Source organism: Cobetia sp. 29-18-1 (assembly GCF_029846405.1).
Taxonomy (GTDB): Bacteria; Pseudomonadota; Gammaproteobacteria; order Pseudomonadales; family Halomonadaceae; genus Cobetia; species Cobetia amphilecti.
The window spans coordinates 92,152-117,108 of sequence record NZ_JARWKS010000007.1 but is presented as its reverse complement, the minus strand read 5'-3'; the positions used below and the strand labels follow the sequence as shown (position 1 = coordinate 117,108).

At 64.3% G+C, this 24,957-nt stretch carries 23 protein-coding genes; 18 read left to right on the top strand and 5 right to left on the bottom strand.

Features of this window, described 5'->3' with window-relative positions; genetic code table 11:
* The first annotated feature begins 17 nt into the window (after window positions 1-17).
* Window positions 18-647: a LysE family translocator gene (locus QD208_RS07550; protein ID WP_192838401.1), complete on the top strand. Its 630-nt coding sequence runs from the start codon at window positions 18-20 to the stop codon at window positions 645-647.
* A gap of 143 nt (window positions 648-790) precedes the next feature.
* Here the strand turns inward: QD208_RS07550 and QD208_RS07545 are convergent, their stop codons facing one another.
* From QD208_RS07545 to QD208_RS07530, 4 genes are all read right to left on the bottom strand, one after another.
* Entirely contained in the window at window positions 791-1,669 is an 879-nt protein-coding gene (locus QD208_RS07545; protein WP_279836415.1) for a DMT family transporter, read from the bottom strand.
* Window positions 1,670-1,821: 152 nt separating this feature from the next.
* The gene (locus QD208_RS07540; protein ID WP_279836414.1) at window positions 1,822-3,294 is read right to left on the bottom strand and encodes a bifunctional DedA family/phosphatase PAP2 family protein; all 1,473 of its coding nucleotides are present in this window, start codon (window positions 3,292-3,294) and stop codon (window positions 1,822-1,824) included.
* On the bottom strand, window positions 3,291-4,250 hold the full coding sequence (locus QD208_RS07535; protein WP_153635231.1) for a diguanylate cyclase: 960 nt from the start codon (window positions 4,248-4,250) through the stop codon (window positions 3,291-3,293). Before QD208_RS07535 ends, QD208_RS07540 begins: the two co-directional genes overlap by 4 nt.
* Window positions 4,250-5,311: a hypothetical protein gene (locus tag QD208_RS07530; protein ID WP_279836413.1), complete on the bottom strand. Its 1,062-nt coding sequence runs from the start codon at window positions 5,309-5,311 to the stop codon at window positions 4,250-4,252. Before QD208_RS07530 ends, QD208_RS07535 begins: the two co-directional genes overlap by 1 nt.
* A gap of 362 nt (window positions 5,312-5,673) precedes the next feature.
* Between QD208_RS07530 and QD208_RS07525 the strand changes: the two genes are divergently transcribed.
* From QD208_RS07525 to lipA, 12 genes are all read left to right on the top strand, one after another.
* Window positions 5,674-6,957, top strand: a complete 1,284-nt coding sequence (locus QD208_RS07525) for a glutamate-5-semialdehyde dehydrogenase (RefSeq protein ID WP_279836412.1) — start codon at window positions 5,674-5,676, stop codon at window positions 6,955-6,957.
* A gap of 275 nt (window positions 6,958-7,232) precedes the next feature.
* Window positions 7,233-7,868, top strand: a complete 636-nt coding sequence (gene nadD, locus QD208_RS07520) for a nicotinate-nucleotide adenylyltransferase (protein WP_279836471.1) — start codon at window positions 7,233-7,235, stop codon at window positions 7,866-7,868.
* 213 nt (window positions 7,869-8,081) lie between these two features.
* Entirely contained in the window at window positions 8,082-8,441 is a 360-nt protein-coding gene (rsfS, locus tag QD208_RS07515) for a ribosome silencing factor (protein ID WP_043331961.1), read from the top strand.
* 145 nt (window positions 8,442-8,586) lie between these two features.
* The gene (gene rlmH, locus QD208_RS07510) at window positions 8,587-9,054 is read left to right on the top strand and encodes a 23S rRNA (pseudouridine(1915)-N(3))-methyltransferase RlmH (protein ID WP_279836411.1); all 468 of its coding nucleotides are present in this window, start codon (window positions 8,587-8,589) and stop codon (window positions 9,052-9,054) included.
* A 42-nt stretch (window positions 9,055-9,096) separates the two neighbouring features.
* Window positions 9,097-11,043: a penicillin-binding protein 2 gene (gene mrdA, locus QD208_RS07505; RefSeq protein WP_279836410.1), complete on the top strand. Its 1,947-nt coding sequence runs from the start codon at window positions 9,097-9,099 to the stop codon at window positions 11,041-11,043.
* Window positions 11,033-12,181 carry a rod shape-determining protein RodA gene (rodA, locus tag QD208_RS07500; RefSeq protein ID WP_043331958.1) on the top strand — a complete coding sequence of 383 codons (1,149 nt, stop codon included), beginning with the start codon at window positions 11,033-11,035 and terminating at the stop codon, window positions 12,179-12,181. The genes mrdA and rodA overlap by 11 nt, the downstream gene beginning before the upstream one ends.
* Window positions 12,182-12,252: 71 nt before the next feature.
* Entirely contained in the window at window positions 12,253-13,296 is a 1,044-nt protein-coding gene (gene mltB / locus QD208_RS07495) for a lytic murein transglycosylase B (protein WP_225347665.1), read from the top strand.
* Window positions 13,293-14,324, top strand: coding sequence for a septal ring lytic transglycosylase RlpA family protein (locus QD208_RS07490; RefSeq protein WP_279836409.1), 1,032 nt, complete (start codon window positions 13,293-13,295; stop codon window positions 14,322-14,324). Before mltB ends, QD208_RS07490 begins: the two co-directional genes overlap by 4 nt.
* Before the next feature lie 102 nt (window positions 14,325-14,426).
* Complete coding sequence (locus QD208_RS07485; protein ID WP_054555032.1) at window positions 14,427-15,629, top strand: D-alanyl-D-alanine carboxypeptidase family protein; 1,203 nt, start codon at window positions 14,427-14,429, stop codon at window positions 15,627-15,629.
* Between the two features lie 196 nt (window positions 15,630-15,825).
* Window positions 15,826-16,113, top strand: a complete 288-nt coding sequence (locus tag QD208_RS07480; RefSeq protein WP_043331948.1) for a DUF493 domain-containing protein — start codon at window positions 15,826-15,828, stop codon at window positions 16,111-16,113.
* A gap of 57 nt (window positions 16,114-16,170) precedes the next feature.
* Window positions 16,171-16,896, top strand: coding sequence for a lipoyl(octanoyl) transferase LipB (gene lipB, locus QD208_RS07475; RefSeq protein WP_082388119.1), 726 nt, complete (start codon window positions 16,171-16,173; stop codon window positions 16,894-16,896).
* Entirely contained in the window at window positions 16,896-17,888 is a 993-nt protein-coding gene (gene lipA / locus QD208_RS07470) for a lipoyl synthase (protein ID WP_052384342.1), read from the top strand. The genes lipB and lipA overlap by 1 nt, the downstream gene beginning before the upstream one ends.
* A 104-nt stretch (window positions 17,889-17,992) precedes the next feature.
* Here lipA and QD208_RS07465 read toward each other — a convergent pair whose 3' ends face one another.
* Window positions 17,993-18,982, bottom strand: coding sequence for a LysR family transcriptional regulator (locus QD208_RS07465; protein WP_043331946.1), 990 nt, complete (start codon window positions 18,980-18,982; stop codon window positions 17,993-17,995).
* Between the two features lie 193 nt (window positions 18,983-19,175).
* Between QD208_RS07465 and QD208_RS07460 the strand changes: the two genes are divergently transcribed.
* From QD208_RS07460 to QD208_RS07440, 5 genes are all read left to right on the top strand, one after another.
* Window positions 19,176-20,591: an acetyl-CoA carboxylase biotin carboxylase subunit gene (locus tag QD208_RS07460; protein WP_279836407.1), complete on the top strand. Its 1,416-nt coding sequence runs from the start codon at window positions 19,176-19,178 to the stop codon at window positions 20,589-20,591.
* 83 nt (window positions 20,592-20,674) lie between these two features.
* Window positions 20,675-22,507 carry a sodium-extruding oxaloacetate decarboxylase subunit alpha gene (gene oadA, locus QD208_RS07455; protein ID WP_279836405.1) on the top strand — a complete coding sequence of 611 codons (1,833 nt, stop codon included), beginning with the start codon at window positions 20,675-20,677 and terminating at the stop codon, window positions 22,505-22,507.
* Window positions 22,508-22,625: 118 nt separating this feature from the next.
* Window positions 22,626-23,177 (top strand): lactoylglutathione lyase, encoded by a 552-nt coding sequence (gene gloA / locus QD208_RS07450; RefSeq protein WP_279836401.1) that lies wholly within the window; start codon window positions 22,626-22,628, stop codon window positions 23,175-23,177.
* A gap of 195 nt (window positions 23,178-23,372) precedes the next feature.
* Entirely contained in the window at window positions 23,373-24,125 is a 753-nt protein-coding gene (locus QD208_RS07445) for an SDR family oxidoreductase (RefSeq protein WP_279836398.1), read from the top strand.
* Between the two features lie 95 nt (window positions 24,126-24,220).
* Window positions 24,221-24,928, top strand: coding sequence for a prephenate dehydratase domain-containing protein (locus QD208_RS07440; protein WP_279836396.1), 708 nt, complete (start codon window positions 24,221-24,223; stop codon window positions 24,926-24,928).
* Window positions 24,929-24,957: the final 29 nt, after the last annotated feature.

The window sequence follows — 24,957 nt, the reverse complement described above, 5'->3', positions numbered from 1 at the left end:
TGCAAGGAGAGCAGGGAATGCTGAATTGGTCATTGTTGTCGGTGTTCGTGCCGACATTCTTTCTGGTCTCGCTGACGCCGGGCATGTGCATGACGCTGGCGATGACTCTGGGCATGACCCAGGGCGTCAAGCGCACGCTGTGGATGATGGTGGGCGAACTGCTGGGCGTCGGGCTGGTGGCGGTGTCGGCGGTGATCGGCGTCGCGACCATCATGCTGCGCTATCCGATGGTGTTCTCGGCCTTCAAGCTGGCGGGGGGCGCCTACCTGGCCTGGCTGGGGATCCAGATGTGGCGCTCACGTGGCCGCCTGGCTCTGGGGGTAGCAGGGGAGGATGCGGCGGCACCGCGCGCCTCGCGCCGTGCACTGGCCGCACAGGGCTTCGTGACGGCGATTGCCAACCCCAAGGGCTGGGCGTTCTTCATCGCCCTGTTGCCGCCATTTCTGGATGCCAGCCTGCCGCTGGCGCCGCAGCTGATCGCGCTGGTCGGCATCATCCTGACGCTGGAATTCACCTGCCTGCTGCTCTATGCCGGCGGTGGCAGCAGCCTGGCGCGCTGGCTGGGGCGTGGCTCGCGTGTGCGCCTGATGAACCGCGTGGCCGGCACGCTGATGATCGGCGTGGGAATCTGGCTCGCGACCGGTTGATGTCGGCATGACTGAGCCAGGCATTGCAGCTTGTAAATACATCAAGGCCCGCCATAGGCGGGCCTTGATGCGTTCAGGGGCGCGGCTTTGTTTTAGCTGCGGCGCTGATTCAGCTGCGACTTCGGTTCAGTTGTGACTTGGATTCAGCTACGGCGCAGGGTCTCAAGTGCTGCCGCCGCCACGATGAAGCTGCCGCCGACCAGCGTCAGCCAGGTGGGCACCTCGCCGAGAATCAACCACGCCAGCAGCACGCCGTAGACGGGTTGCAGGCAGCCGATCATGCCGACGGTCTTGGCCTTGAGGCCGCCGAGGGCGAAGGTCATCAGTGCATGCGGCGCTGCCGTGAAGACGATGGCCAGCACCAGCATGGCGATCCCCGTCGAGGGGCTGGCATCCATGATCTCGCCGGAGACGAATGGCAGCGTCAACACCACGACGCCCAGCGCCTGCAGGCTCATCGACAGTACCGGATTGAGATGGCTGAGACGGTAGCGCACCAGTAGATTGCGCGCCGCGAACAACAGGCCCGAGAACACGCCCCATAACACTCCCGCCAGGCTGTCGCCCTGCGTACTGCTGTCGCCGCCGGGGACGAGCAGCCAGACGCCGATGCAGACCAGTCCCGCTGCCGCCAGGTCCTTCGCTTTCAGGCGCGTGCCTTCCACCCAGGGCTCCAGCAGCACGATGAAGATGGGATAGGTGAACAGCGCCAGCATGCCGGTGGCCACGGAAGACACCTGCATCGAGTGAAAGTAGCTCACCCAGTGCGCGGCCATCAGCGCGGCGGCGATGCCCAGCAAGGCCCAGTCGCGCCCGCTCAGACGCAGCGAGACATGCCACTTCAGGCGCGCCAGCCACAGCAGGAACAGCCCCGCCAGCAGGCTGCGCCAGGTGGTGATATCTAGCGCCGAGAGGGGCACGCCTTTCGAGAACAGCGCCGTACCGCCGAGCAGCGCGATGCCGAGATGAATCGACATCAGTGCCTGGGGCTGGTTGGCGGGAGGGGCAGCAGGGCCGGGCATGAGGTTCCTCGTCATCAGGGGGTAGTGATAAAGCCGCCATCTCAGGCGGCTCATCGGTTTACAGCGCTATCACGGCAACGTTATCGCGACGGCCTGAGCGGCAGCAGTCTGATCGCGACAGCCTAGAGCGGCAGCAGTCTGATCGCGACAGCCTAGAGCGGCAGCCAGGCGAAGCGTGCCGCCAACAGCAGCAGGCTCGCCATGCTCAACCACAGCAGCGGGGCTGGCGATTCCAGGGGGGCAGAGGGCTGGCGCACGAAGGCGGGATAGCTGATGCGCACCAGCGCACAGACCAGCAGACCCACGCAGGCACCGCCCAGCACATCACTGAGGTAATGGACGCCAAGCGTGATGCGTGACAGGCCGACGAGCGTACAGGCGGCGATGGCTGCCCAGTAGATCCAGCGACGTCGCGAGGAGGGCTGGCGCTCGGCGATGAAGGCGGCGGCCAGCCCGAACACTGCCACGCTGCCGGCGGCATGGGCGCTGGGAAACGACATCGATCCTTCCAGGAAGGCGGGGGTATCCGGACGCGGGCGCTGGATCAGGTGCTTGAGCACGGTATTGGCGCTGGCGATGCCCAGCCAGGCGGCCGTCAGATGCAACCACACCGCGTGGCGACCCTTGAGCAGCAGCCATACCAGCCACGGAGCCACGAGCGCCGCCAGGCCGGTGCCATCGGCGAGGCGAGACAGCACGAGGCTTGCCTCGCGCAGCCAGTCCTGGGGCATCAGTGAGGAGAGGCTTGCGGCCAGCGAGGCGGCCACGCGGTCGATCCACCACGGCTCGGGATGGGCCAGCACCGCCAGGCTTATGGCGGGCACGCTGATCACCGCGAAGATCAGCAGCGCCATCGAGGCGAGCGGGAATTCGCCCTCGGGGTCGGGATGGCGCAGCTGCCACCACAGACGCCGCCCGGAAGGGCTGCGACGCATGCGACGAGCCAGCCAATGATAGAGGCGGCCCTCGCGGCCCAGCTGGCGGCGCAGGAAGGAGAAGGCGAAGGCACAGGCGATCAGGCCGCTGGCCAGGCCGACCAGCAGGCCGTCGGCCCCTTCCGGCAGGGTGAACAGTGACTGCCAGGTCTGGCCCAGCAGATAGCCCGGCAGCAGGTAGGCCGGTGCCCAGGCCAGCGCCGAGAGGCCATTGACCAGGAAGAAGCGCGCCGGCGGCATGTCGAGCATGCCGGCGACCAGCGGGATGATCGGGCGCACCGGGCCGACGAAGCGCCCGAAGGCGATCGACCAGCTGCCGTGGCGATGAAAGAACTGCTGACCGTGCTCGATCCACTCGGGATGGCGCGAGAAGGGCCAGCGGCCGGGCAGTTGATCGCGATAGCGGATGCCCAGCCAGAAGCTCACGCCATCGCCGATGATGGCGCCCAGCGCACCGGCGGCCAGCAGTATCGGCAGCGAGAGTTCGAGATGGCCGGCCAGGGAGGCGCCGGCGGTGAGAATGACCACGCCTGGCACCAGCAGGCCGATGATGGCGAGAGATTCAAGCAGTGAGACCAGGCCGATGACGGCGACAAGGGCTGCCGGGTGATCGCTCAGCGTGGTCATCAGGGTATCGATCATCACACTGGGGTTCAGCCAATGCAGCAGTGACGCAAGGGTGTCGCTCATTCATTGAGATCCATCAGGGCAAGCTGGCTGGCCAGCAGGCGTTGCTCGAGTTTCTGGGTGGTGTCATCGGCCTTGTACGTCACCAGGCGCGCGCGGGCAATGATGGAGCCGGTTTCCGGCTGTGTGGCCGCTGCCAGCGCCGCGGTCAGGCGCTCGCGCATGATCAGCGCTCCCGCCTCGCCGGTATTGGGCAGCATCAGCCAGAAGGACGACTTGTCGCTGCGACAGAGCAGGTCGCCCTGGCGCGAGACCTCCTGCATCACGTCGCAGGCCATCGCCAGACATTCGACGCGCCTGTCTTCGCCGAACTGCTCGCCGAGCATGTCCAGTTGCGGCAGATAGACGACCAGAATGCTGAACGGTTGGTCCAGCGCCCGCGCACGCGCCGCCTCACTGATCAGTCGTTGCTGACCGGTGCGGGCGTTGAAGGCGTTGCACTCGGTTTCCTCGCTGGCGGTCAGGCTCATGACACCCGCCTGCAGGCTGTTGATGACGAACGGCTGGCTGGCCACCAGCAGCAGACACAGGTAGCGCAGTATCTCGCCGAAGTTGTCTTCCTGGTGGCCCAATAGCCATAGCCACAGCGGTGCCAGCACCAGATTGAGCAGCATCGCCGGTGCCAGGGGCAACAGCAGCAGTGTCAGCACGCTGGGCAGTCCCAGCCACAGCGACATGCCCGGGTAGGTGCCCGGCGCCTCGAGTGCCAGCATCAGGTAGCTGGCGATCAGCGTCAGATAGGAAGGCAGCGGCTGCTCATCATCGAGGTGATTGAGGCCGGCGGCAATCGCCATCAGCAAGGTGGCCAGCACCGGCGTCAGGATATGCTCGAAATCGCCCACCAGGTAGCGCCACAGGGCGTAGGTGGCGATCACCGCGGCGGCCAGCAGCATGATCAGTGTCTTGCGATTGGCGAGCTCCCGGCGCTCGCGATGGGCCAGGCTGTGCAGAGGAGACATCAGTGATCATTCCCCCGCGACGGTGTCAAGGCGACCTTGTCTGCCGCGCTGGCCGGTTTGAGGATGTCTCGCCCATGGTCTGACGGGGCATCGTCTGTCGAGGCGTGGTCTGACGAGGCGTTGTCTGTCGAAGTTTCGCCTGACGAGGCATCGGCATCGGCAGGCTTGCGAGGCAGTGGCGGCAGCAGGGTGATCGGCTGCGATTCATCGCTCAGGTGGGCGCTGAGGCGCTTGAGGTCCAGCGCATTGGGGTCGCTGTCGTTGAGAGGCTGCACGCGGGCGCGGATCGGCATCGCGAGATGCTCGATCAACTGGCGACGGCGCAGACTGGCCATGCGCTCGCCACGGGTGACCAGCAGGACGGCCAGTGCCCCGTCATCGAGCTGGTAGCGGGTCTCATGCGGCAGCGCGGCACTGTCGAGGGTGTTCATCAGGCGACGATTGGCCAGACGACCGGTATTGACCGGTGCCAGCAGGATCAATTCGATATGGATGTCCTCGCGATCGGCACGGGCAATTTCCCGCGGCAGGTCGCGCTTCAGCTGGTATTGTGACCAGATCGCGCGGCTGGAATCACGCCGACCACGCCGCTCCAGCTGCATCCAGACCTGCTGCTGGCGCCGTCCACCGATGGCTCCGAGCGCCATCAGGGTCGCGGTGATGCCGATGCCCAGGCTCAGCCAGTCGCTGCCCAGCTGAGCGAGCGCCAGCCAGGTGGTGACCAGCCCGATCAGTGCGCAGGCCGGTGCCAGCCAGCGCGGGCGCGGATAGAGCAGCAGGACGGCAAAACCCCACAGCCACATCAGGTGCTGTTGCGGGGCCAGCAGTACCAGCGCACTCATGATCAGCGCGACGCTGAGCATCACCAGCGTGCGGAACCAGCGCAGGGTGAACAGCTCGTGGGCGAGAGAGACCACCAGCAACATCGTGCCGCCCACCGCCAGCAACAGGGCAGTGAGCGTTAGGCCGATACTGATCTGTCGTGCCGCTTCCAGCAGCAGCAATACAGAGCCGAGCAGACAGACGAACTGACTGATACGGACTTTGAACTTGATCTCCATGGTGACTTATATTGGCACCTTTGCCGTGGATGGCGCGAAATCGGCCGAATTCCCTGGCCGAACGGTCTGTGACGTGGGCATTGCCTGCACGTTTGCAAGATGCGACGGTGCTCCGATCATGCAACGTCGTCTGCAATAATGGCAGCATACCCCAAACGGCGAGTGACAAAAGTGTCTACGCCTCTAAGGCCTTCACATCAGACCACCACGTCTGGCCTTTACATCAGGCCTTCACGTCAGGGCTGCACGTCAGGGCTGCACGTCAGGGCTTCATGTCGAAGCTTCTCTGGGGAATGCCCTCGCGGGGCCCGGCCGATGATGAAATGAGCACGTGGACACTGACAACCAGCGAGATTAGGCACATGAGTGAGCAGGGCAAGCACGACACCACGGACGTCGTGGCGTACATGAATCGTCTGGGGCACGCAGCGCGCGCGGCAAGCGTCGTGATGCGTCGCGTCGACAGCGGCATCAAGAATCGTGCTCTGCAGACCATGGCGCGTCTGATCGATGAGCGTCGCGAGGCACTGGCAGAGGCCAACGCCGAGGACCTGACGCGTGCACGCGCCAATGGGCTCTCGGAGGCGATGGTCGATCGTCTCGCGCTGACGCCGGCGCGTATCGACGGCATGATCGAAGGGCTCGAGCAGGTCGCGGCGCTGCCGGACCCGGTCGGCGAGGTCGATGGTCTGCGCTCGCGTCCGAGCGGCATTCAGGTCGGCCACATGCGCGTGCCGCTGGGCGTGATCGGCATCATCTTCGAGTCACGCCCCAACGTGACCATCGAGGCGGCCAGCCTGTGTCTGAAGTCCGGCAATGCCTGCATCCTGCGCGGTGGCTCCGAGGCCGCGTCCAGCAACCGTGCGCTGAGCGAGATCATCAGCGAGGCGTTGGTGCTCTCCGAGCTGCCGGCCACGGCAGTGCAGGTCGTCGCCACCACGGACCGCGCCGCGGTCGGTGAGCTGATCGCGATGCCCGAGTTCGTCGACGTCATCATTCCGCGCGGTGGCAAGAGCCTCATCTCGCGTATCTCGCGTGATGCGCGCGTGCCGGTCATCAAGCACCTCGATGGCATCTGCCACGTCTATATCGATGCCACGGCTGACCTGGCGATGGCGGTCCGGATCGCCGAGAACGCCAAGACCCACCGCTACGGCACCTGCAACACCATGGAGACCCTGCTGGTCGATGCGCCGGTTGCCGCCGAGGTCCTGCCGCGTATCGCCGAGCGTCTGGCGGCACATGAAGTCGAAATTCGCGGTTGCGAGCGCACCTGCGAAGTGCTGCCGCAGGCCGTGGCCGCCATTGCGGAAGACTGGGACACCGAATACCTGGCGCCGATTCTGGCGATTCGCGTCGTGGATGGCGTCGATGAGGCGATGGCGCATATCGAACGTCACAGCTCCGGGCACACCGAGGCCATCATCACCGAGAACTATGCGCTGGCGCGCCGCTTCATGGCGGAAGTCGATTCCAGCTCGGTGATGGTCAACGCCTCCACCCGCTTCGCCGATGGCTTCGAATATGGCCTGGGCGCCGAGATCGGCATCTCCACCGACAAGCTGCATGCGCGTGGCCCGGTCGGGCTTGAGGGCCTGACGACCCGCAAGTACATCGTGTTCGGTGATGGGCAGATTCGCCAGTGAAGGACCAGGTCTCACCCGCCGAGGATCAGGTCGCGCCCGAGCAGACTTTGACGAACGAGAGGACCTTGACGAACGAGAGGACCTTGACGAACGAGCAGGCCCTGTCGCCCGAGGCGCTGGAGGATACCCAGCGTCCCTTGAATGCCGATGGTCTCGCGCAGGAGCGTGAGGCCGTGCATCACGGCACCGAGTCGGCACATGACTCGCGTTCAAGGACTGACACGGCAGCGGAGCCGGGCTTCGAGGGCTGTCTCGGCCCGGTGCCGCGTGTCGCCATGCTCGGCGGTACCTTCGATCCCATCCATCACGGCCATCTGCGCAGTGCCATCGAGCTGCGCGAAGCGCTGGGGCTGGACCATGTGCTGCTGGTGCCTGCGCATCAGCCGCCGCATCGCGCCGCGCCCGGCGTCAGCAGTGACCAGCGTCTGGCGATGCTGGAAGCCGCGATAGACGCAGAGCCGGGCCTCAAGGCCGATGGGCGTGAGCTGCTGCGCGATGGGCCTTCCTACAGTGCCGACACCCTGGCCAATCTGCGCGCCGAATATGGCCCGCAGGCGCGGCTGGTGATGGCCATCGGCCATGACGCCTTCCTCAAGCTCGGGGAGTGGCATGCCGCCGATCGTCTGTTCGATGATGCCCATGTGGTGGTGATCGAGCGTCCGGACCATGATGCACCGCTGCCCCGGGCGCTCGAAGCGTTGATCCAGGGGCGCGAGGTCGACTCGGTGGCGGCCTTGATGGCGCGCCCGGGTGGCCATCTGTTGCGCCTGTCGCTGCCGACACGCATGGCCATCAGTGCCACCTTCGTGCGCGAGCGCCTCGCGCTGGGTGACAGCGTGCGCTACCTGCTGCCGGAAGCGGTGATCCGTCATATCGAGGCGCATGGCCTCTATTGTCCGTCATCGACCTGAGCCCATCATCAGCCCGAGTCCATCATCGAGCTGAGCGTTGTGGCTCTGAACGTCTTGTCGCGTGCGAGCGTGGCATCATGAGAGGGGCGTCACTGCCGCGATCCCGCATCGCCGTGCGTGGCGCCCCTTTGGCGAGTAAATGACGATGCCCATAGGCGCGCGCATCGCCAACGGGTAGAATGCGCCCCCTGCCGAACAAACTCCCGAGGAATCATGCAGACCGAAGCTCTTAAAAACCTGGTTGTCGACGCCCTTGAAGAACTCAAGGCCCAGGAAATCAGCGAGATCAATGTCTCCAAGCTGACCAGCGTCACCGATGTGATGGTGATCGCGACCGGTACGTCCAGCCGCCATATCTCCGCGCTGGCCAACAACGTGCAGGTCACCGTGAAAGAAGCCGGCGTCAAGCCGCTGGGCTGTGAAGGCGACAACGGCTCCGATTGGGTGCTGCTGGATCTGGGCGATGTCGTCGTCCACGTCATGCTGGCCGAAACCCGTGCCCTGTACGACCTCGAGCGCCTGTGGAGCGATCTGCCCCGCGAAACGCGTGAAGAGTACGAGCAGAGCCACTGATCCTGCCAGCCTGACCCGACGGGTTGCTCGTCGGGACATGCCAACCGCGCGTTACGTCCTTGCCGGTCGCGATGTCGCGGGCAGGGAGTATCCGATGGAAGGACTGCGGGCTTGCCCGTCGTTCTGACACAGCACGGGACAGGACATGAAGATCCGAGTTTTGGCTGTCGGGCAGAAGATGCCGGACTGGGTGGAGAAGGGTAGCCGGGAATATCTCAAGCGCATGCCGCGGGATTTTTCGCTTAAGTTCATCGAGCTGGCGCCCGGCAATCGCGGCAAGAATGCGGACATCGCCCGTGCCATGGCCAGTGAAGGCGACCGGATGCTTGAAAAACTCAAGGGAAATGAACATGTTGTCGCCCTTGATGTCCTAGGTAAGGCCTGGAGTACCGAGCAGCTTGCCCAGCATGCCGATGATTGGCGGCTGGGAGGGCGAGACGTGGCCATCCTCATCGGTGGTCCGGATGGGCTCGACCCACGCCTGCTGGCACGTGCCGATCAGCGCTGGTCGCTCTCGGCACTGACGCTGCCGCACCCCCTGGTGCGCATCGTGCTGGCGGAACAGCTTTACCGCGCCTGGACATTGCTGGTCGGGCACCCCTATCACCGGTAAGCGCCTGCCGCTTGCGACACGACACTGGTTGCGAGACCCGCCATGCGCCAACGCCGGGCGACGATAAAGAATCCTCAACAGGAAGTGCGGATCTTTCGCCTTCGCAGCATCGTGGCTGCCGGCCTTGTGCTGGTGCTGGCCGGATGTCTGCTGGCGCGGCTGCTCTTCCTGCAGGTCGTGGAACACGACATCTATACGACGCGCTCGGACAAGAACCGTGTGCGTGTCGAGCCCTTGCCGCCTACGCGCGGCTTGATCTATGACCGCAATGGTCAGCTGCTCGCCGAAAACCGCCCCAACTACAATCTCACCATCGTGCGCGAACGCGCCGGTGATCTCGAGACGACGCTTGAGCGCCTGGTCGAGATTCTCGATCTGCCGCCCGATGAAGTCGAAGACTTCAAGGAACGCTCGCGTCAGCGTCAACGCCCCTATCAGCCCGCCCTGTTGATGAGTGAATTGAGTCAGGAGCAGATCGCGCGTCTGGCCGTCAATCGCTATCGCCTGCCCGGCGTCGAGGTCGAGGCGCAGCTGCTGCGCTACTACCCGGACGCCAAGCCGCTGTCGCATACCCTGGGGTATGTGGGGCGCATCAATCAGGCCGAGCTCAAGACCCTCGACAAGGGCAACTATTCGGGCACCCACTTCATCGGCAAGACCGGTATCGAGCGCTTCTATGAAGAGGAGCTGCACGGTCAGGCGGGCCTGCGCAAGGTGGAAACCAATGCGCGGGGTCGCGTGCTGCGTGAACTGTCGCGGATCGATCCGGTGCCGGGCAAGGACCTGACGCTGACCATCGACCGCGGCCTGCAGGATCTCGCCTATCGGCTGCTCAAGGGGCGGCGTGGCGCCATCGTGGCCATCGAGCCTAAGACGGGCGACATCCTGGCGATGGCCTCCGTGCCGGGCTTCAACTCCAATGAGTTCGTCACCGGCATCAGCGTCAAGAGCTATCGTGCGCTGCAGAATGATATCGACTTGCCGCTGTTCAATCGTGCCATTCGCGGCCAGTACCCGCCGGCTTCGACCGTGAAGCCCTTCATGTCGCTGGCGGGGCTGGAGAACGGTGCCATCACCACCAGCACCACCTTCTACGACCCCGGCTATTTCCAGCTGCCCAATGACAGCCACAAGTATCGCAACTGGCTGCGCTGGGGGCATGGGCGCGTCAACATGCGGCGTGGCATTGCGGTGTCCAATGACACCTTCTTCTACAACGTCGCCTATCGCCTGGGGATCGACCGCATCAGCGAGTACATGCACAAGTTCGGCTTCGGTGAGCAGACGGCGCTGGACGTGCAGGGCGCGCTGCCCGGCCTGATGCCGTCCAAGGAATGGAAGCGCAATCGCTACGACAAGCCCTGGTACCCCGGCGAGACCATCTCCATCGGTATCGGTCAGGGCTACTGGCTTGCCACACCGTTGCAGCTCGCCTCGGCGGAGGCCGTGCTGGCCAATCGCGGCAGACACGTGACGCCTCACCTGGCCAAGCGCATCGGTGACGAGACGGTGTTGCTGCCCCGTAGCGAGGAGAAGCCGGATGTGGTGCTGGACAATCCGGCGTGGTGGGACGATGTCATCGCCGCGCTCGAGGATGTGGTCAGCGGGCGAGAAGGCACGGCGCGCAAGTATGTCGGGCCCGGGCTCAAGTACCGCATGGCCGGCAAGTCCGGTACCGCTCAGGTCTTCACCCTCGGGCAGGACCAGAAATACAACGGCAAGGAGCTCGCGGAGCGTCTGCGTGACCACGCCCTGTTCGCTGCCTTTGCGCCGGTCGAGCACCCGGAGATAGCCGTCTCCGTGGTGATCGAGAACGGCCAGGGCGGCAGCTCCGTGGCGGGCCCGATGGCACGCGCCGTCACCGATTACTGGCTGTTGCCGCGCATTGACCCCGAGGCGCGTGAGGCGGCGCTCACGCTGGCTGCCGCTCTGGCACCGCCGGAGGCACCGGCGGGCGAGGGTGAGCAAGGAGAGAACGATGCCGACTGATTATCAGCGCTCGATGCGTGGTGTAGGTGGAGATCTCAGTCATCGCCGCCGCACCAGCCTGTGGGAGCGTATCCACCTCGACCCCTGGCTGTTGCTGTTGCTGCTGGCCGTGCTCGGCTGCGGGCTGATCGTGCTCTATAGCGCCAGCGGCCAGGATATCGACTTCACGTTGCGCCAGGCCTCACGCCAGGCGCTGGCATTGGTGATCATGATCGGGCTCGCCCAGCTGTCACCCGCGACCCTTTACCGCTGGGCGCCGGTCGCCTACGGCGCCGGCTTCCTGATGCTGGTGGCGGTGGAGGTGCTCGGGGATGTCGGCATGGGCGCCCAGCGCTGGCTGGTCATCCCCGGGGTGGTGCGTTTTCAGCCCTCTGAGCTGATGAAGCTGGCGATGCCGATGATGGTCGCCTGCTGGCTTGGTCAGCGCCCGCTGCCTCCTCGCTGGCGAGACTTGGCCATCTGCGCCGTGATCATCGTCGCGCCGGTGCTGCTGATCGCGCGCCAGCCGGACCTCGGCACCTCGTTGCTGGTCGCCGCGGCGGGCGTGTTCGTGATCCTGCTGGCGGGGCTTTCCTGGAAGCTGATCGCCTTCTTCGGCGCCTTGATCGCCTCGGCATTGCCGCTTCTGTGGATGGTGATGCACGACTATCAACGCCGCCGTGTGCTGACATTCCTCAATCCGGAGTCTGACCCGCTCGGCGCGGGCTGGAACATCATCCAGTCCAAGACCGCCATCGGCTCGGGCGGCATCTTCGGCAAGGGCTATACCCTGGGGACCCAGTCCCAGCTCGAGTTTCTGCCGGAGCGCCACACCGACTTCATCGTCGCGGTCATCGGGGAGGAGTTCGGCCTGATCGGCATGAGCTTCTTCCTGGGGCTCTACGTGCTGATCGTGCTGCGCGGGCTGGTGATGTCCAACAATGGCCAGGACAGTTTTGCACGGCTGACGGGGGGCGCGATCATCCTGACGTTCTTTGTCTACGTCTTCGTCAACATCGGCATGGTATCGGGTATCTTGCCGGTCGTTGGCGTCCCGTTGCCGCTGGTCAGTTATGGTGGGACCTCCAGCGTGACCTTGCTGGCAGGCTTCGGTATTCTCATGAGCATTCATACCCACCGGCGCCTATTGTCGCGATGACGTGGCGGCCAGTTGCCGAGTGGCAAGGACATTCGCGAGCCCAAGCTCGCAGACAGGCAAGGAGAGAGTCGATGACGGTGATCAATGCGCGTGGGCGACGTCTGAAGCACTGGGGCGCAGCCCTGGTGATGGTGGCGCCGCTGCTGGGAATGTCAGGCGTGGCCAAGGCGGCGCCTGATGGCTTCGCCCCGGCGACTCACCCGGAAACGGCCAAGCTGGTCGACGAGCTGGTGGCCAAGGGGCTGGATCGCGATCGCGTGACCGAGCTGATGAATCAGGCCGATTACAGCCAGAAGGTGCTGGATGCCATGTCGCGTCCGGCGGAAGGTCATCTGCGCTGGGACCAGTACCGCGCCATCTTCATGAAGCAATCACGCATCGAAGCTGGTGTGAAGTTCATCGCCGAGCATCGTGAGACTTTCGATCGCGCCCAGGCCGAGTATGGCGTGCCGCCGGAAGTCATCGCCGCCATCATCGGTGTCGAGACCTTCTTCGGCAAGCACACCGGCACTCACCGCGTGATCGATTCACTGTCCACGCTGGCCTTCGATCACCCGCGTCGCGGCAAGTTCTTCCGTGGCGAGCTGGCGGCCTTCCTGCAGCTGACGATTGAGCAGGGCATCGACCCGCTCTCCATCAAGGGCTCCTACGCCGGCGCGATGGGCTATCCGCAGTTCATCCCGACCAGCTATCAGGCCTATGCGGTCGATTTCGATGGCGACGGCGTGCGTGATCTGTGGCATAACCCGGTCGATGCCATCGGCAGCGTCGGCAACTACTTCGCGCGTCATGGCTGGAAGGCCGGTGCGCCTGTGGTCAGCGCCGCGGATGGCCCCGGGACACCGCCGTCCTCCGTCACCTTCAACAAGACGAAAAAGCCGTACATGAGCGTTTCCGCGCTCGAGGCGGCCGGTGTCCAGGTGGCAGATGACGTGGCCGGCAATACCCAGGTGATTCCGTTGGCGCTGGACCTGAAACAGGGCTATCGCTACGCCGTCGGCTACGACAACTTCTACGTCATCACGCGCTACAACCACAGCCACATGTATGCGATGGCCGTGGATGAGCTCTCCCGGGCGATCAAGCGTCGTCTCGAGGACGGAGGTGCGGGATGAGCTGGTCACGTGCGCTACCGCTGACCCTCGCGCTTGCCCTGCTGGCCGGCTGTGCCAGCAGTGGGGGTGGCACCCAGGTCAGTGATGGTGCCTCGGCGAGCACCGGCAAGAAGGCGGGCAAGAACAGCCGCTACGAGATGGACAGCGATGCCTATCCCGATGATGCGCCGGATGTCTCGGCGGTGCCCGATGAGGTGCCACGTGTCGAACCCTATACCCGCAGCGGCAATCGCAGCGAGTACGAGGTATGGGGCAAGACCTATCACGTGATGGATGATCCGCGCGGTTACGTGGCCGAGGGCACTGCTTCCTGGTATGGCAAGAAGTTTCATGGCTACGCCACCGCCAGTGGCGAGATCTATGACATGTACACCATGACGGCGGCCCACAAGTCGCTGCCATTGCCGACCTATGCGCGTGTCACCAATCTGGACAACGGCAAGCAGGTCATCGTCAAGGTCAACGACCGCGGCCCCTTCCATGAAGACCGCCTGATCGACCTGTCCTACAGCGCGGCGTGGCGCCTGGACATGCTGGGCCACGGCACCGGGCATGTGCGTGTCGAGACTCTCGATGCCACGACCTGGAAGCCGGGCCCGAGCCCGACCCAGGGCACGGCAGAGTCCGAGCGTCTGCTGGCGCGCAGCCAGGCGGTACGCCGCGAGCAGGGCATTGCCGGGCTTGACGCGATGCAGGCAACCGGTGGTTCCGTGGCCTCGAGCGCTTCCGGCGCGAGCGTTGCCGCCAAGCCCGTGGTAGCCTCTGCTGCGCCGAGCAGCACGTCCTCCGTGGCGAACGGGGAAGCTACCTTCCTGCAGGTCGCGGCGGTCAGTGATCTGAGCAAGGCCGACAGCATTCGTGCCAGTGTCAGCTCCCGTCTGGGACGACCGACTCGTGTGCTGGGCAGCGGCAACCTCTACAAGGTTCAGGTCGGCCCGCTGGAAGACAATGTCCGTATTGAATCGCTCAAGTCGGCGCTGGCCGATGCTGGCTATGCCGGGGCCTTCAGCGTCACGGCAGAGCGATAAGGGCCGCAGGCCCGTTTTCATCCATCATGCGCTTCGTGAAGAGGCGCAACCTGGCCGAGGCGCAAGCCTCGGCTTATGCATGAGTGTCAAAGAGATTCCAACATGTCCCTGAAAGCCCGACTTCTTCCTCTTCGGCGTCGATTCTCCGCGCTGATGGCGGCCAGCGGCATTGCGCTGTTCGCAGGCGTTGCCGCCACCCCGGCCCATGCCATCGAGACGGATACCCTGATTCCGGCGGCGCCGCAGCTGGCGGCTTCTTCCTGGATCCTGATGGACGCCAATTCCGGGCGTATCCTGGTCGAGCACAACGCCGACAAGCGCCTGCCGCCGGCCAGTCTGACCAAGATGATGACGGCCTACCTGGTCGAGAGCGAGATGGACGACGGCAAGCTGAGCCCGGACGAGAAGGTCCGCATCAGCGTCAATGCCTGGAAGACGGGTGGCTCGCGTATGTTCATCCGCGAAGGCACCAGCGTCACCGTCGATGACCTGCTGCACGGTGTTATCATCCAGTCCGGCAACGACGCCAGCGTCGCGCTGGCCGAGCGCATCGGCGGCAGCGAAGGTTCCTTCGCCGACCTGATGAACCAGCACGCCAAGCGTCTGGGCATGAAGAACACCCACTACATGAACGCCACTGGTCTGCCGCACGCGGAGCATTACTCCACGGCGCACGACCTGGCGATTCTGGCGCGTCGCATCATCAAGGACTACCCGGATCACTACGAGATCTACTCCCAGAAGTACTTCACCTGGAATGGCATCAAGCAGCCGAACCGCAACAAGCTGCTGTGGCGTGACAAGGATGTCGATGGCCTCAAGACCGGCCACACCGAAGAAGCCGGCTACTGCCTGGTGGCATCCGCCAAGAAGGAAGATACCCGCCTGATCAGTGTCGTGATGGGTACCAAGTCCGAAGAGGCGCGTGCGCAGGAATCCCAGAAGCTGTTGACCTACGGCTTCCGCTACTTCGAGAGCAAGAAGCTCTATGACAAGGGCGCGGTGCTCAACCAGGCGCGTGTCTGGGGTGGCGAGAAGGACCAGGTGCGTCTGGGCATGGCTCAGGACGTCTTCCTGACCGTGCCGAGCGGCCAGGCTGACAAGCTGACCGCGCGCCTTGATCTCAAGGACACCATCAAGGCCCCGGTTCAGGCCGGCGAGCAGTACGGTACCCTGCAGATCAAGCTGGACGACAAGGTGCTGGCCGAAGAACCGCTGGTCGCACTGGAGCCGGTGGAGCAGGGCGGCCTGTTCAAGCGTCTGTGGGATGCCCTGATGCTGTTCTTCCACGGCCTGTTCAACTGAGTCAGTCGTCTGGCTGTGTGAAGTGACGCGGCCGATGACATGATTCAGTGATGGCAGTGGGGCGCGCGTGCTGGCGGTGCCAGGCGCGCGCCCCTGAATATCGCGGTCGTGTACTCAACAAAGGGCGATCCGGCTGACGGATCGCCCTTTGTTGAGTAGAATGGTCGGAAATAGAGTTACCTGAAGGGCTATCCCCATGGCCAAGACGCCAGCAGCTGGTGGGCAGACGCCCCCGAAGATTGAATTCCCGTGTGATTTCTCCCTCAAGATCGTCGGCACCGCCGCAGAAGATCTCGTCGAAGTGGTCTGCAATATCCTGGAAGTGCATGCGCCGGGCTTCGATGCGACGGCCATCACCTGGCAGGACAGCAAGAACGGCAACTACCGCAGCATCCGTGTGGTGATCCGTGCCACCGGTACCGATCAGCTGGATGCGCTGCACCGTGACCTCAAGGCCACCGGTCGCATCCACATGGTGCTGTGATCCAGGCATGAAACGCTGGATTTCCTTGTCTTGCGCCTTGATGACAGGAGCGCATGCATGAACACGATTCACGTCTACCACCTCGGCCTCAAGGCCTATGATGAGGTGTGGTCGGCCATGCGCCACTTCACCGATACGCGTGCGGCCGATGCGCCGGACGAGCTGTGGGTGGTGGAGCACCCGCCGGTCTTTACCCAGGGCCAGGCGGGCAAGCCGGAGCATCTGTTGATGCCGGGCGACATTCCGGTGGTGCAGACCGACCGTGGCGGCCAGGTGACCTATCATGGGCCCGGCCAGCTGGTGCTCTACCCGCTGCTCAACGTCAAGCGGGGTGGCATCGGCGTTCGCCAGCTGGTGACGGCGCTGGAAGAGACGGTGGTGGCGGCGATGGCCGAGCATGGCATCGAGGCCTATCCGCGTCCGGACGCGCCTGGCGTCTATGTGAAGAAGTCGGCGCAGCGTGGCGATGACCCGCGTCGTTCGATGGAAGAGGCCAAGATCGCCTCGCTGGGACTGCGCATCCGTCGTGGTTGCAGTTTCCATGGTGTGGCGATCAATCTGGACATGGACCTCGCGCCCTTCGGGCGCATCAATCCCTGCGGCTATGCCGGCATGGCGATGACCCAGCTGCGCGATCTCGTTCGCGCACCGGTGGATCTTGCCAGCGAGCGTGACCGCCTGGTGCGTTGTCTGGGCGCAAGCCTGGGCGATGTGACCCTGACTCCGGTGAGCGGCCTGCCCGCGGCACTGGCTGACATTTCTCGAACAGCAGGACAGAACTGATGACCGAGACCATCGCTACCACGAAGCCCGCTCCCTCCGCTGCTCCTGCCCGCAAGGAGCGTGGCGTGAAGCTGCGCGGCGCCGAGAAGGTTGCCCGCATTCCGGTCAAGGTGATTCCCACCGAGACCTTGCCCAAGAAGCCGGACTGGCTGCGTGTGCGCATGCCGGCCTCGCCGGAAGTCACGCGCATCAAGCAGACGCTGCGCAAGCACGGCCTGCACACGGTCTGTGAAGAAGCCTCCTGCCCGAACCTGGGCGAGTGCTTCAGCGGCGGCACCGCGACCTTCATGATCATGGGTGACATCTGCACCCGTCGTTGCCCGTTCTGCGACGTGGCGCACGGTCGCCCCAACGCGCTGAACGCTGACGAGCCGCGCGAGCTGGCCGAGGCCATCGCCGAGATGCGCCTGAATTACGTCGTCGTGACCTCCGTCGACCGTGATGACCTGCGCGACGGTGGCTCCAACCACATCGCCGAGTGCATCCGCGAGATTCGCGAGAAGTGCGACGGCACCGAGATCGAAGTGCTGGTACCGGACTTCCGTGGCCGCATGCAGGTCGCGCTGGACGTGCTCGAGCAGACGCCGCCGGACGTCTTCAACCACAACCTGGAAACCGTGCCGAGCCTTTACCGTCGCGTGCGTCCGGGTGCCGACTACCAGTGGTCACTTGATCTGCTCAAGGGCTACAAGGAGCGTCGTCCGGAAGTGAAGACCAAGTCCGGCCTGATGCTGGGTGTCGGCGAGACTGACGAGCAGGTGCTCGAAGTCATGCAGGACCTGCGCAACCACGGTGTCGACATGCTGACCCTGGGTCAGTACATGCAGCCGTCGCGCAACCACCTGCCCATCGACCGCTGGGTGCACCCGGACACCTTCGATTGGCTCGGCCAGAAGGCGCGCGAGATGGGCTTCTCGCATGTCGCCTCCGGCCCGCTGGTGCGCTCTTCCTACCACGCTGACAAGCAGGCGCACGGTGTGGAAGTGAAGTAAGCCGCACTACTGACATGCCGTCAGTTGCCTGAACGAAAAAACCGCCATGGAGCTTGTCTCCGTGGCGGTTTTTTCATGTGGCTTGCGTCATCAGGGCGCTATGTTCATTGCTCGGTCGCCAGCGGCAGGCAGGCCACGCTGTGCCCGGGGATGGGCTCCATCGGCGCGCTGAAGTGAGCATTGAGCTCCGGCAGCAGCTCGCGCACGAAGCGCAGGAACAGCTCGGTGACCGGCGTAGGGTAGCGGTCCTTGGGGTAGACGGTGCACCAGCTGCGTCTGAGCGGAAAGCCCGGCAACGAGGGCGAGGCCAGCAGGCCTGAGGCCAGCTCGAGCTGAACCGACAGTCGCGGCAGGATCGCCACCCCCAGGTGCGCCATCACGCCTTGCTTGATGGCCTCATTGGAGCCCAACTCCAGCGTATGGCGCAGCGAGACGCGCTCGCGTGCGGCGAACTCCTCGAAGGCGGTGCGCGTGCCGGAGCCGGGTTCACGCATCAGCATGTAGTACTGCGCAAGGTCTTCCAGGGTGATGCCCTTGACCTCCAGCAGCGGATGACCGGGCCAGACGACGGGGATCAGCTCGTTGTCGAGAATCGGCATGAAGGCCAGATTGGCGTCATCCGGCACCATGCCCATGATCACCAGGTCATCGCGCCGCTCGGCGAGGCGCTCGAGCGCCTGACCGCGATTGCAGACGCGCAGGCGCACCGACACTTCCGGATACCGCGCCCGGAAGCGCGCCAGAATATGCGGCACCACGTACTGAGCGGTGGAAACGGCAGCCAGATTGAGCTCGCCGCGGATGGTGCCGGCGATCTCCGACAGCTCCATCTGCAGGCTCGAGACCTCGCCGAAGATCGACTGCACCGAGTTCGCCAGGGCGTCAGCCGCCGGCAGGATATGCAACGTCTTGCCGGCATATTTGAACAGCGATTGCTCGAGTGCCTGCTCCAATTGACGAATCTGGGCACTGACGGCGGGTTGCGTCAGGCCAAGTTGCTCGGCCGCACGGGAGTAGGACTGTTGGCGATGAACCGCTTGGAACACCTGTAACTGTCTGAAAGTTAAGCGATTCAACAAGTTTGGACGCGACATGACACACCCAGTCATAAGGTTTTACTTATAGATTGGCAAAAAAATATCAACTTTTCTATTGGTCTCTCGCTGGGTAGCGTGGAATGCATGCTACCTCGTGTCTGTCAGCGCCGTTGTCGCGTCTGGCGGTCAATGACAAGCGCACGACCAGAGCACCACAACAAGATCACGCGTCACGTCCGGGAGAGTCACCATGTTTCGCAAGTTGCTGATTGCCAACCGAGGGGAAATCGCAGTGCGCATTGTACGCGCCTGTGCCGAGATGGACATCCGCTCAGTCGCTGTCTACACCGAACCTGATCGTTTCTCCTTGCACGTCAAACGCGCTGATGAAGCGCATTTCATCGGCGAAGACCCGCTGGCCGGCTATCTGGATGCCCGCCGCCTGGTCGATCTCGCGCGCGAGACCGGCTGTGACGCCATCCATCCGGGCTACGGATTCCTGTCGGAGAACGCTGAATTCGCGGCCATCTGTGAAGCGGCGGGAATCACCTTCGTGGGGCCGGCCAGCAGTGTCATCGCCCGCATGGGTGACAAGACCCAGGCCCGCGATGCCATGAAGGCGGCCGGCGTGCCGGTGACGCCGGGCTCGGCCGGCAATCTGGCCGATGTCGAGGAGGCGCTGAGTGTCGCCGAGCAGGTCGGCTACCCCGTCATGCTCAAGGCTACCTCAGGCGGTGGGGGGCGCGGTATCCGGCGTTGTGATGATGCTCATCAGCTCGAGCAGGCCTGGGGGCGCGTGATCTCGGAAGCCACCAAGGCCTTCGGCAGTGCCGATGTGTTCCTCGAGCGTTGCGTGGTCGACCCGCTGCATATCGAGGTGCAGATCCTGGCCGACAGTCACGACAACGTGATTCATCTGTTCGAGCGTGACTGCTCCATCCAGCGTCGCAACCAGAAGCTGATCGAGATCGCCCCCAGTCCGCAACTGACACCGGAGCAGCGCTCCTACGTCGGCGAGATGGCGGTACGTGCCGCCCGCGCCGTCGGCTATCGCAACGCCGGTACCGTGGAGTTTCTGGTCAAGGGCAACGAGATCTACTTCATGGAGATGAACACTCGCGTGCAGGTGGAGCACACCATCAGCGAGGCCATCACCGGCGTGGACATCGTGCGCGAGCAGATCCGCATCGCCTGGGGCCACAAGCTGGCCTTCCGTCAGGAAGACATTCGCCATCACGGCTATGCGATCCAGTTCCGCATCAACGCCGAGGACCCCAAGAACGACTTCCTGCCAAGCTTCGGGCGCATCACGCGCTACTACGCGCCGGGCGGGCCTGGCGTGCGTACCGATACCGCGATCTATACCGGCTACACCATCCCGCCGTATTTCGATTCCATGTGTCTGAAACTCATCGTGTGGGGGCTGACCTGGGAAGAGGTCATCAATCGTGGTTCACGTGCCCTCAATGACATGCGTCTGCAGGGCGTCAAGACCACGGCGCCTTACTATCAGGAAATCCTCAAGCACCCTGATTTCCGCAACGCGCACTTCGATACCGGCTTCGTGGCCGCTCACCCGGAATTGACCCAGTACTCGGTCAAGCGCCTGCCGGAACAGACAGCGCTGGCGATCGCGGCGGCCATCGCGGCCCACGCCGGTCTCTGATGCGCACCTGATGCCCCTGATGTCGTGAATCTTCCCTGAGCTTCCCCCGGTTCACGTAGCCAACAATTAGAAGGACCCCAGACATGACAGCTGCAACCCCCAACACCACCGCCGTCGATCACGCCGAGCGCGTCAAGGTCACCGAAGTCGTGCTGCGCGATGGCCACCAGTCATTGATCGCGACGCGCATGCGCACCGAGGACATGCTGCCGATCGCCGCGCGCCTCGATCAGGCCGGTTTCTACAGTCTCGAAGTGTGGGGCGGCGCGACCTTCGATGCCTGCGTGCGTTTTTTGAAGGAAGACCCCTGGGCGCGCCTGAAGGCGCTCAAGGAAGCCATGCCCAACACCCCGCTGCAGATGCTGCTGCGCGGCCAGAACCTGCTCGGCTATCGTCACTACGCCGATGATGTGGTGGAGGCCTTCGTCGAGCGCGCCGCGGCAGGTGGCATCGATATCTTCCGTGTCTTCGATGCCCTGAATGACCTGCGCAACATGGAAACCGCCATGCGTGCGGTCAAGAAGGCCGGCAAGCACGCCCAGGGCACCATCTGCTACACCGTAAGCCCGGTGCATACGCTGGAGATGTATGTCGAGCAGGCGCGCAAGCTGGTCGAGATGGGGGCCGATTCCATCGCCATCAAGGACATGGCCGGCCTGCTGACGCCGTACGCCACCTATGATCTGGTCAGCGCGCTGGTCGAGGCGGTCGAGGTGCCGGTCCACCTGCACAGCCACGCCACGGCGGGCCTGGCGCCGCAGTGCCAGATCAAGGCTGTCGAGGCGGGCTGTCGCCACATCGACACCTGTATCTCGGCCTTCGCCGGCGGCACCAGCCATCCGGCCACCGAATCCTTCGTGGCCTCGCTGCGCGGCACCCAGTGGGATACCGGCCTTGAGCTGGAGTCGCTGCGCGAGATCGGCGATTACTTCCACGAGGTGCGCAGCAAGTATTCGGCCTTCGAGAGCGAATTCACCCGCGAGGATGTCTCGGTCCAGATCAGTCAGATCCCCGGCGGCATGATGTCCAACCTGGCCAGCCAGCTGAAGGAGCAGAACGCCCTGGAGCGCATCCGCGAGGTATTCGATGAGATCCCGCGTGTGCGTGCCGATCTCGGCTATCCGCCGCTGGTCACCCCGACCTCGCAGATCGTCGGCACCCAGGCGGTACTCAACGTGCTGACCGGCGAGCGCTACAAGAGCATCACCAACGAGGTGAAGCGCTATCTGCAGGGCGGCTATGGTCAGGCGCCGGCACCGGTCAACGAAGAGGTCCGCTCGCGTGCCATCGGCAACGCGCCGGTGGAAGTCGGGCGCCCGGCCGACCTGCTCGCGCCGGAGATGACGCGTCTCACCGAGGAGCTGGGCGAGCTGGCCGAGTCCCCCGAGGACGTGCTGACCTTCGCCATGTTCCCGGAGCTGGGACGTGACTTCCTCAATGAGCGCCGCGCCGGCACGCTCACACCGGAAATAATCCCCCAGGGCGAGGCGGAGCGTCCGGTGACCTCTGGCGTGCCGACCGAGTTCGTCATCGACGTGCACGGCGAGTCCTACGCGGTGCAGATCACCGGTGTCGGCGGTGCCAAGGGCAGCAAGCGTCACGTCTATCTGACCCTGGACGGCATGCCGGAAGAGGTGGTGTTCGAGGCCAAGGACGATTACGTGGCAGGCGGCCAGAGCGGCGGACGTGCCAGCGCCTCGGCGCCGGGCCATGTCACCACCGCGATGCCGGGCAACATCGTCGAGGTACTGGTCGCGGTCGGTGACAGCGTCACCGCGGGCCAGTCGGTGCTGATCAGTGAGGCGATGAAGATGGAGACCGAGATCGCCGCGCGTGTCGACGGTACCGTCAAGGCCATTCATGTCGCGCGTGGCGATCGTGTCACGCCGGGGGAAGTGCTGATCGAGATCGCGTGATGCCAGCGGCGGCGAGGTTGCAAAATCTGGCCGCCGTCACCATCTGACAGCTATACGATCACCAGGGGCGGCCGGGCATCTTCGAGGCTCTGCCGTCCTTTCCTGTGGAAGGACCAACATGGCAATACATTTCGAGCAGGTTCCCGGCCTGAGTGAGCAGATCGACCCGGCCACCCGTGGCTACGTCTTCAACCAGACCATGCTGCGCATCAAGGACCCCGAGCGCAGCCTGGATTTCTACACCCGCGTGCTGGGCATGCGTCTGGTGCGCAAGCTCGACTTCCCGGAAATGCAGTTCAGCCTCTATTTCCTCGCCTATCTGGATGACGACCAGGCCAGTGAAGTGCCCGGTGATGACCTCAAGCGCACCACCTACACCTTCGGGCGTGAGGCGATGCTGGAGCTGACCCATAACTGGGGCACCGAGAATGACCCGGACTTCGCCTACCATGACGGCAACGCCCAACCGCAGGGCTTCGGCCATATCGGGGTCAGCGTGCCGGATGTCTACGCGGCTGCCGAGCGTTTCGAGTCGCTGGGCGTCGAGTTCGTCAAGCGTCCCGACGATGGCAAGATGAAGGGTCTGGCCTTCGTGAAGGACCCCGATGGCTACTGGATCGAGATCCTGCGTGCCGATACCTTCGAGCGTCAGGCCAACGGCGAAGCCTGAGGCGGGTCGCCGCTGTAAACAACCGCCACCACCGGCATGCCCGGGGTGGCGGTTTTTCGTTTATGCGAAACCCCGCGTTGCAGGGGTGTCAGCGGCATTCGCTTGCTGCAATGATGATGTCTGACTGACACTCGCAAGGCGCTCATTATTGATGGCCCTTGAGATCGATCGCCCATGACGAAAGAGGAGACAGCTATGTCGGAGAATGCACAGCGGTTGAGCGGCAAGGTGGCGGTAGTCAGTGGGGCTTCACGCGGGATCGGCGCCGGGATCGCGCAGCGCCTGGCGACGGACGGCGCTCACGTCATCGTCAACTACCGCAGCGACAGTGATGGCGCCTTGCAGGTCGTGACGGATATCGAGTCACGGGGCGGCAAGGCGATCGCCGTTCAGGCCGATGTCGGTGTCAGCAGCGACGCGGCACAATTGTTCACCGAAGCCCGGCGCGTGTACGGCGGCGTGGATATCCTGGTCAACAATGCCGGCATGAGCATCTACAAGCCCATCGCCGATTTCACGGATGACGACTTCGCCAACCTGATGCAGGCCAATCTGACCGGCTCCTTCAATCTGATGCGTGAGGCGGCGCGGCATCTGCGTGATGGCGGGCGCGTGATCAACATGTCCACCTCGGTGACGCGGCAGATGTTCGCGACCTATGGGCCCTATGCGGCTTCCAAGGCCGCGGTGGACCAGCTGACGCGGGTGCTGGCCAAGGAAGTCGGCGAGCGAGGCATCACGGTCAACGCCGTGGCGCCGGGCCCGACGGACACTGACCTGTTTCGTCATGGCAAGAGTGAAGAGACCATCGAGCGCCTCAAGGGCATGGCGGCGCTGGGCAGGATCGCGACACCGTCGGATATTGCTGCCGTGGTGGCCTGGCTTGCCAGTGAAGATGCCGGCTGGGTAAGTGGTCAGGTCATCGGTGCCAATGGCGGCTTTGCCTGAGGTCACCGAGGTGGGTTTTGCCTAACACCGCCCATGTTTGCGGCTATGCTGTTGTCAGGATGAGGTTTGTTCAGACATTGGCATGAGGGGCTGGTATGAAGGTGACAGCTAGCGAAGTCCACGGCGATATCTCGCCGCAGGGCGTGATCCCGGCTCCCGATGGTTTGTGCGTGGGCTATCCGGGGCACCTTGGGGGTTACTCGCGCGAGTGCGCGCTCAAGCTCTATGCCAACGACGCCCAGCTCAAGGCTTACGCAGGCATCGATGAGGTCATCAGGGCGCTGGCGGAAGGCGAGATCGATACCGCCGTGGTGCCCTGGTCGCGTGGGCATCAGCGTCCGGTGCGCACCACCCATCAGGCGCTGGCCTTCTGGACGGGCATCTGCGTCGAGCGGCGCGTCTTCCGTGCCATCAGTCTCAGTCTGCTCGGGCCGCCCGGGGCTTCGCCGTCGGCGGTGAGGCGTATCGTGGCGCGTGAGGCCCTGTTCGAAGAGTGCGATGCCTGGTTGCAGCAGAACCTGCCTGAGGTCGAGCGGGTGGAGTGTCTGCACATGGCGGATGCGCTGGACATGGCAGAGAGTCGCAGCGATACGCTGGCCATCGCGCCGCCATCGCTGGCGCGCCGCCCGGGGCTTGTGTGCCTTGCCCAGCGCATCGAGGATGACCCCGGCCGTGTGGCGCAATTCGCGGTGCTGAGGCGTGATCACTCGCGGGTGCGCGGCCAGTGCTTTTCCTGTGATGCCACGGTGGATGAAGGGCAGGGCAACGCCGTGCTGTCCGGTACCAGCGAGCCCGCCAGGTGAGGCTCGCCGCTCGGCCCTGAGTTCCGTTA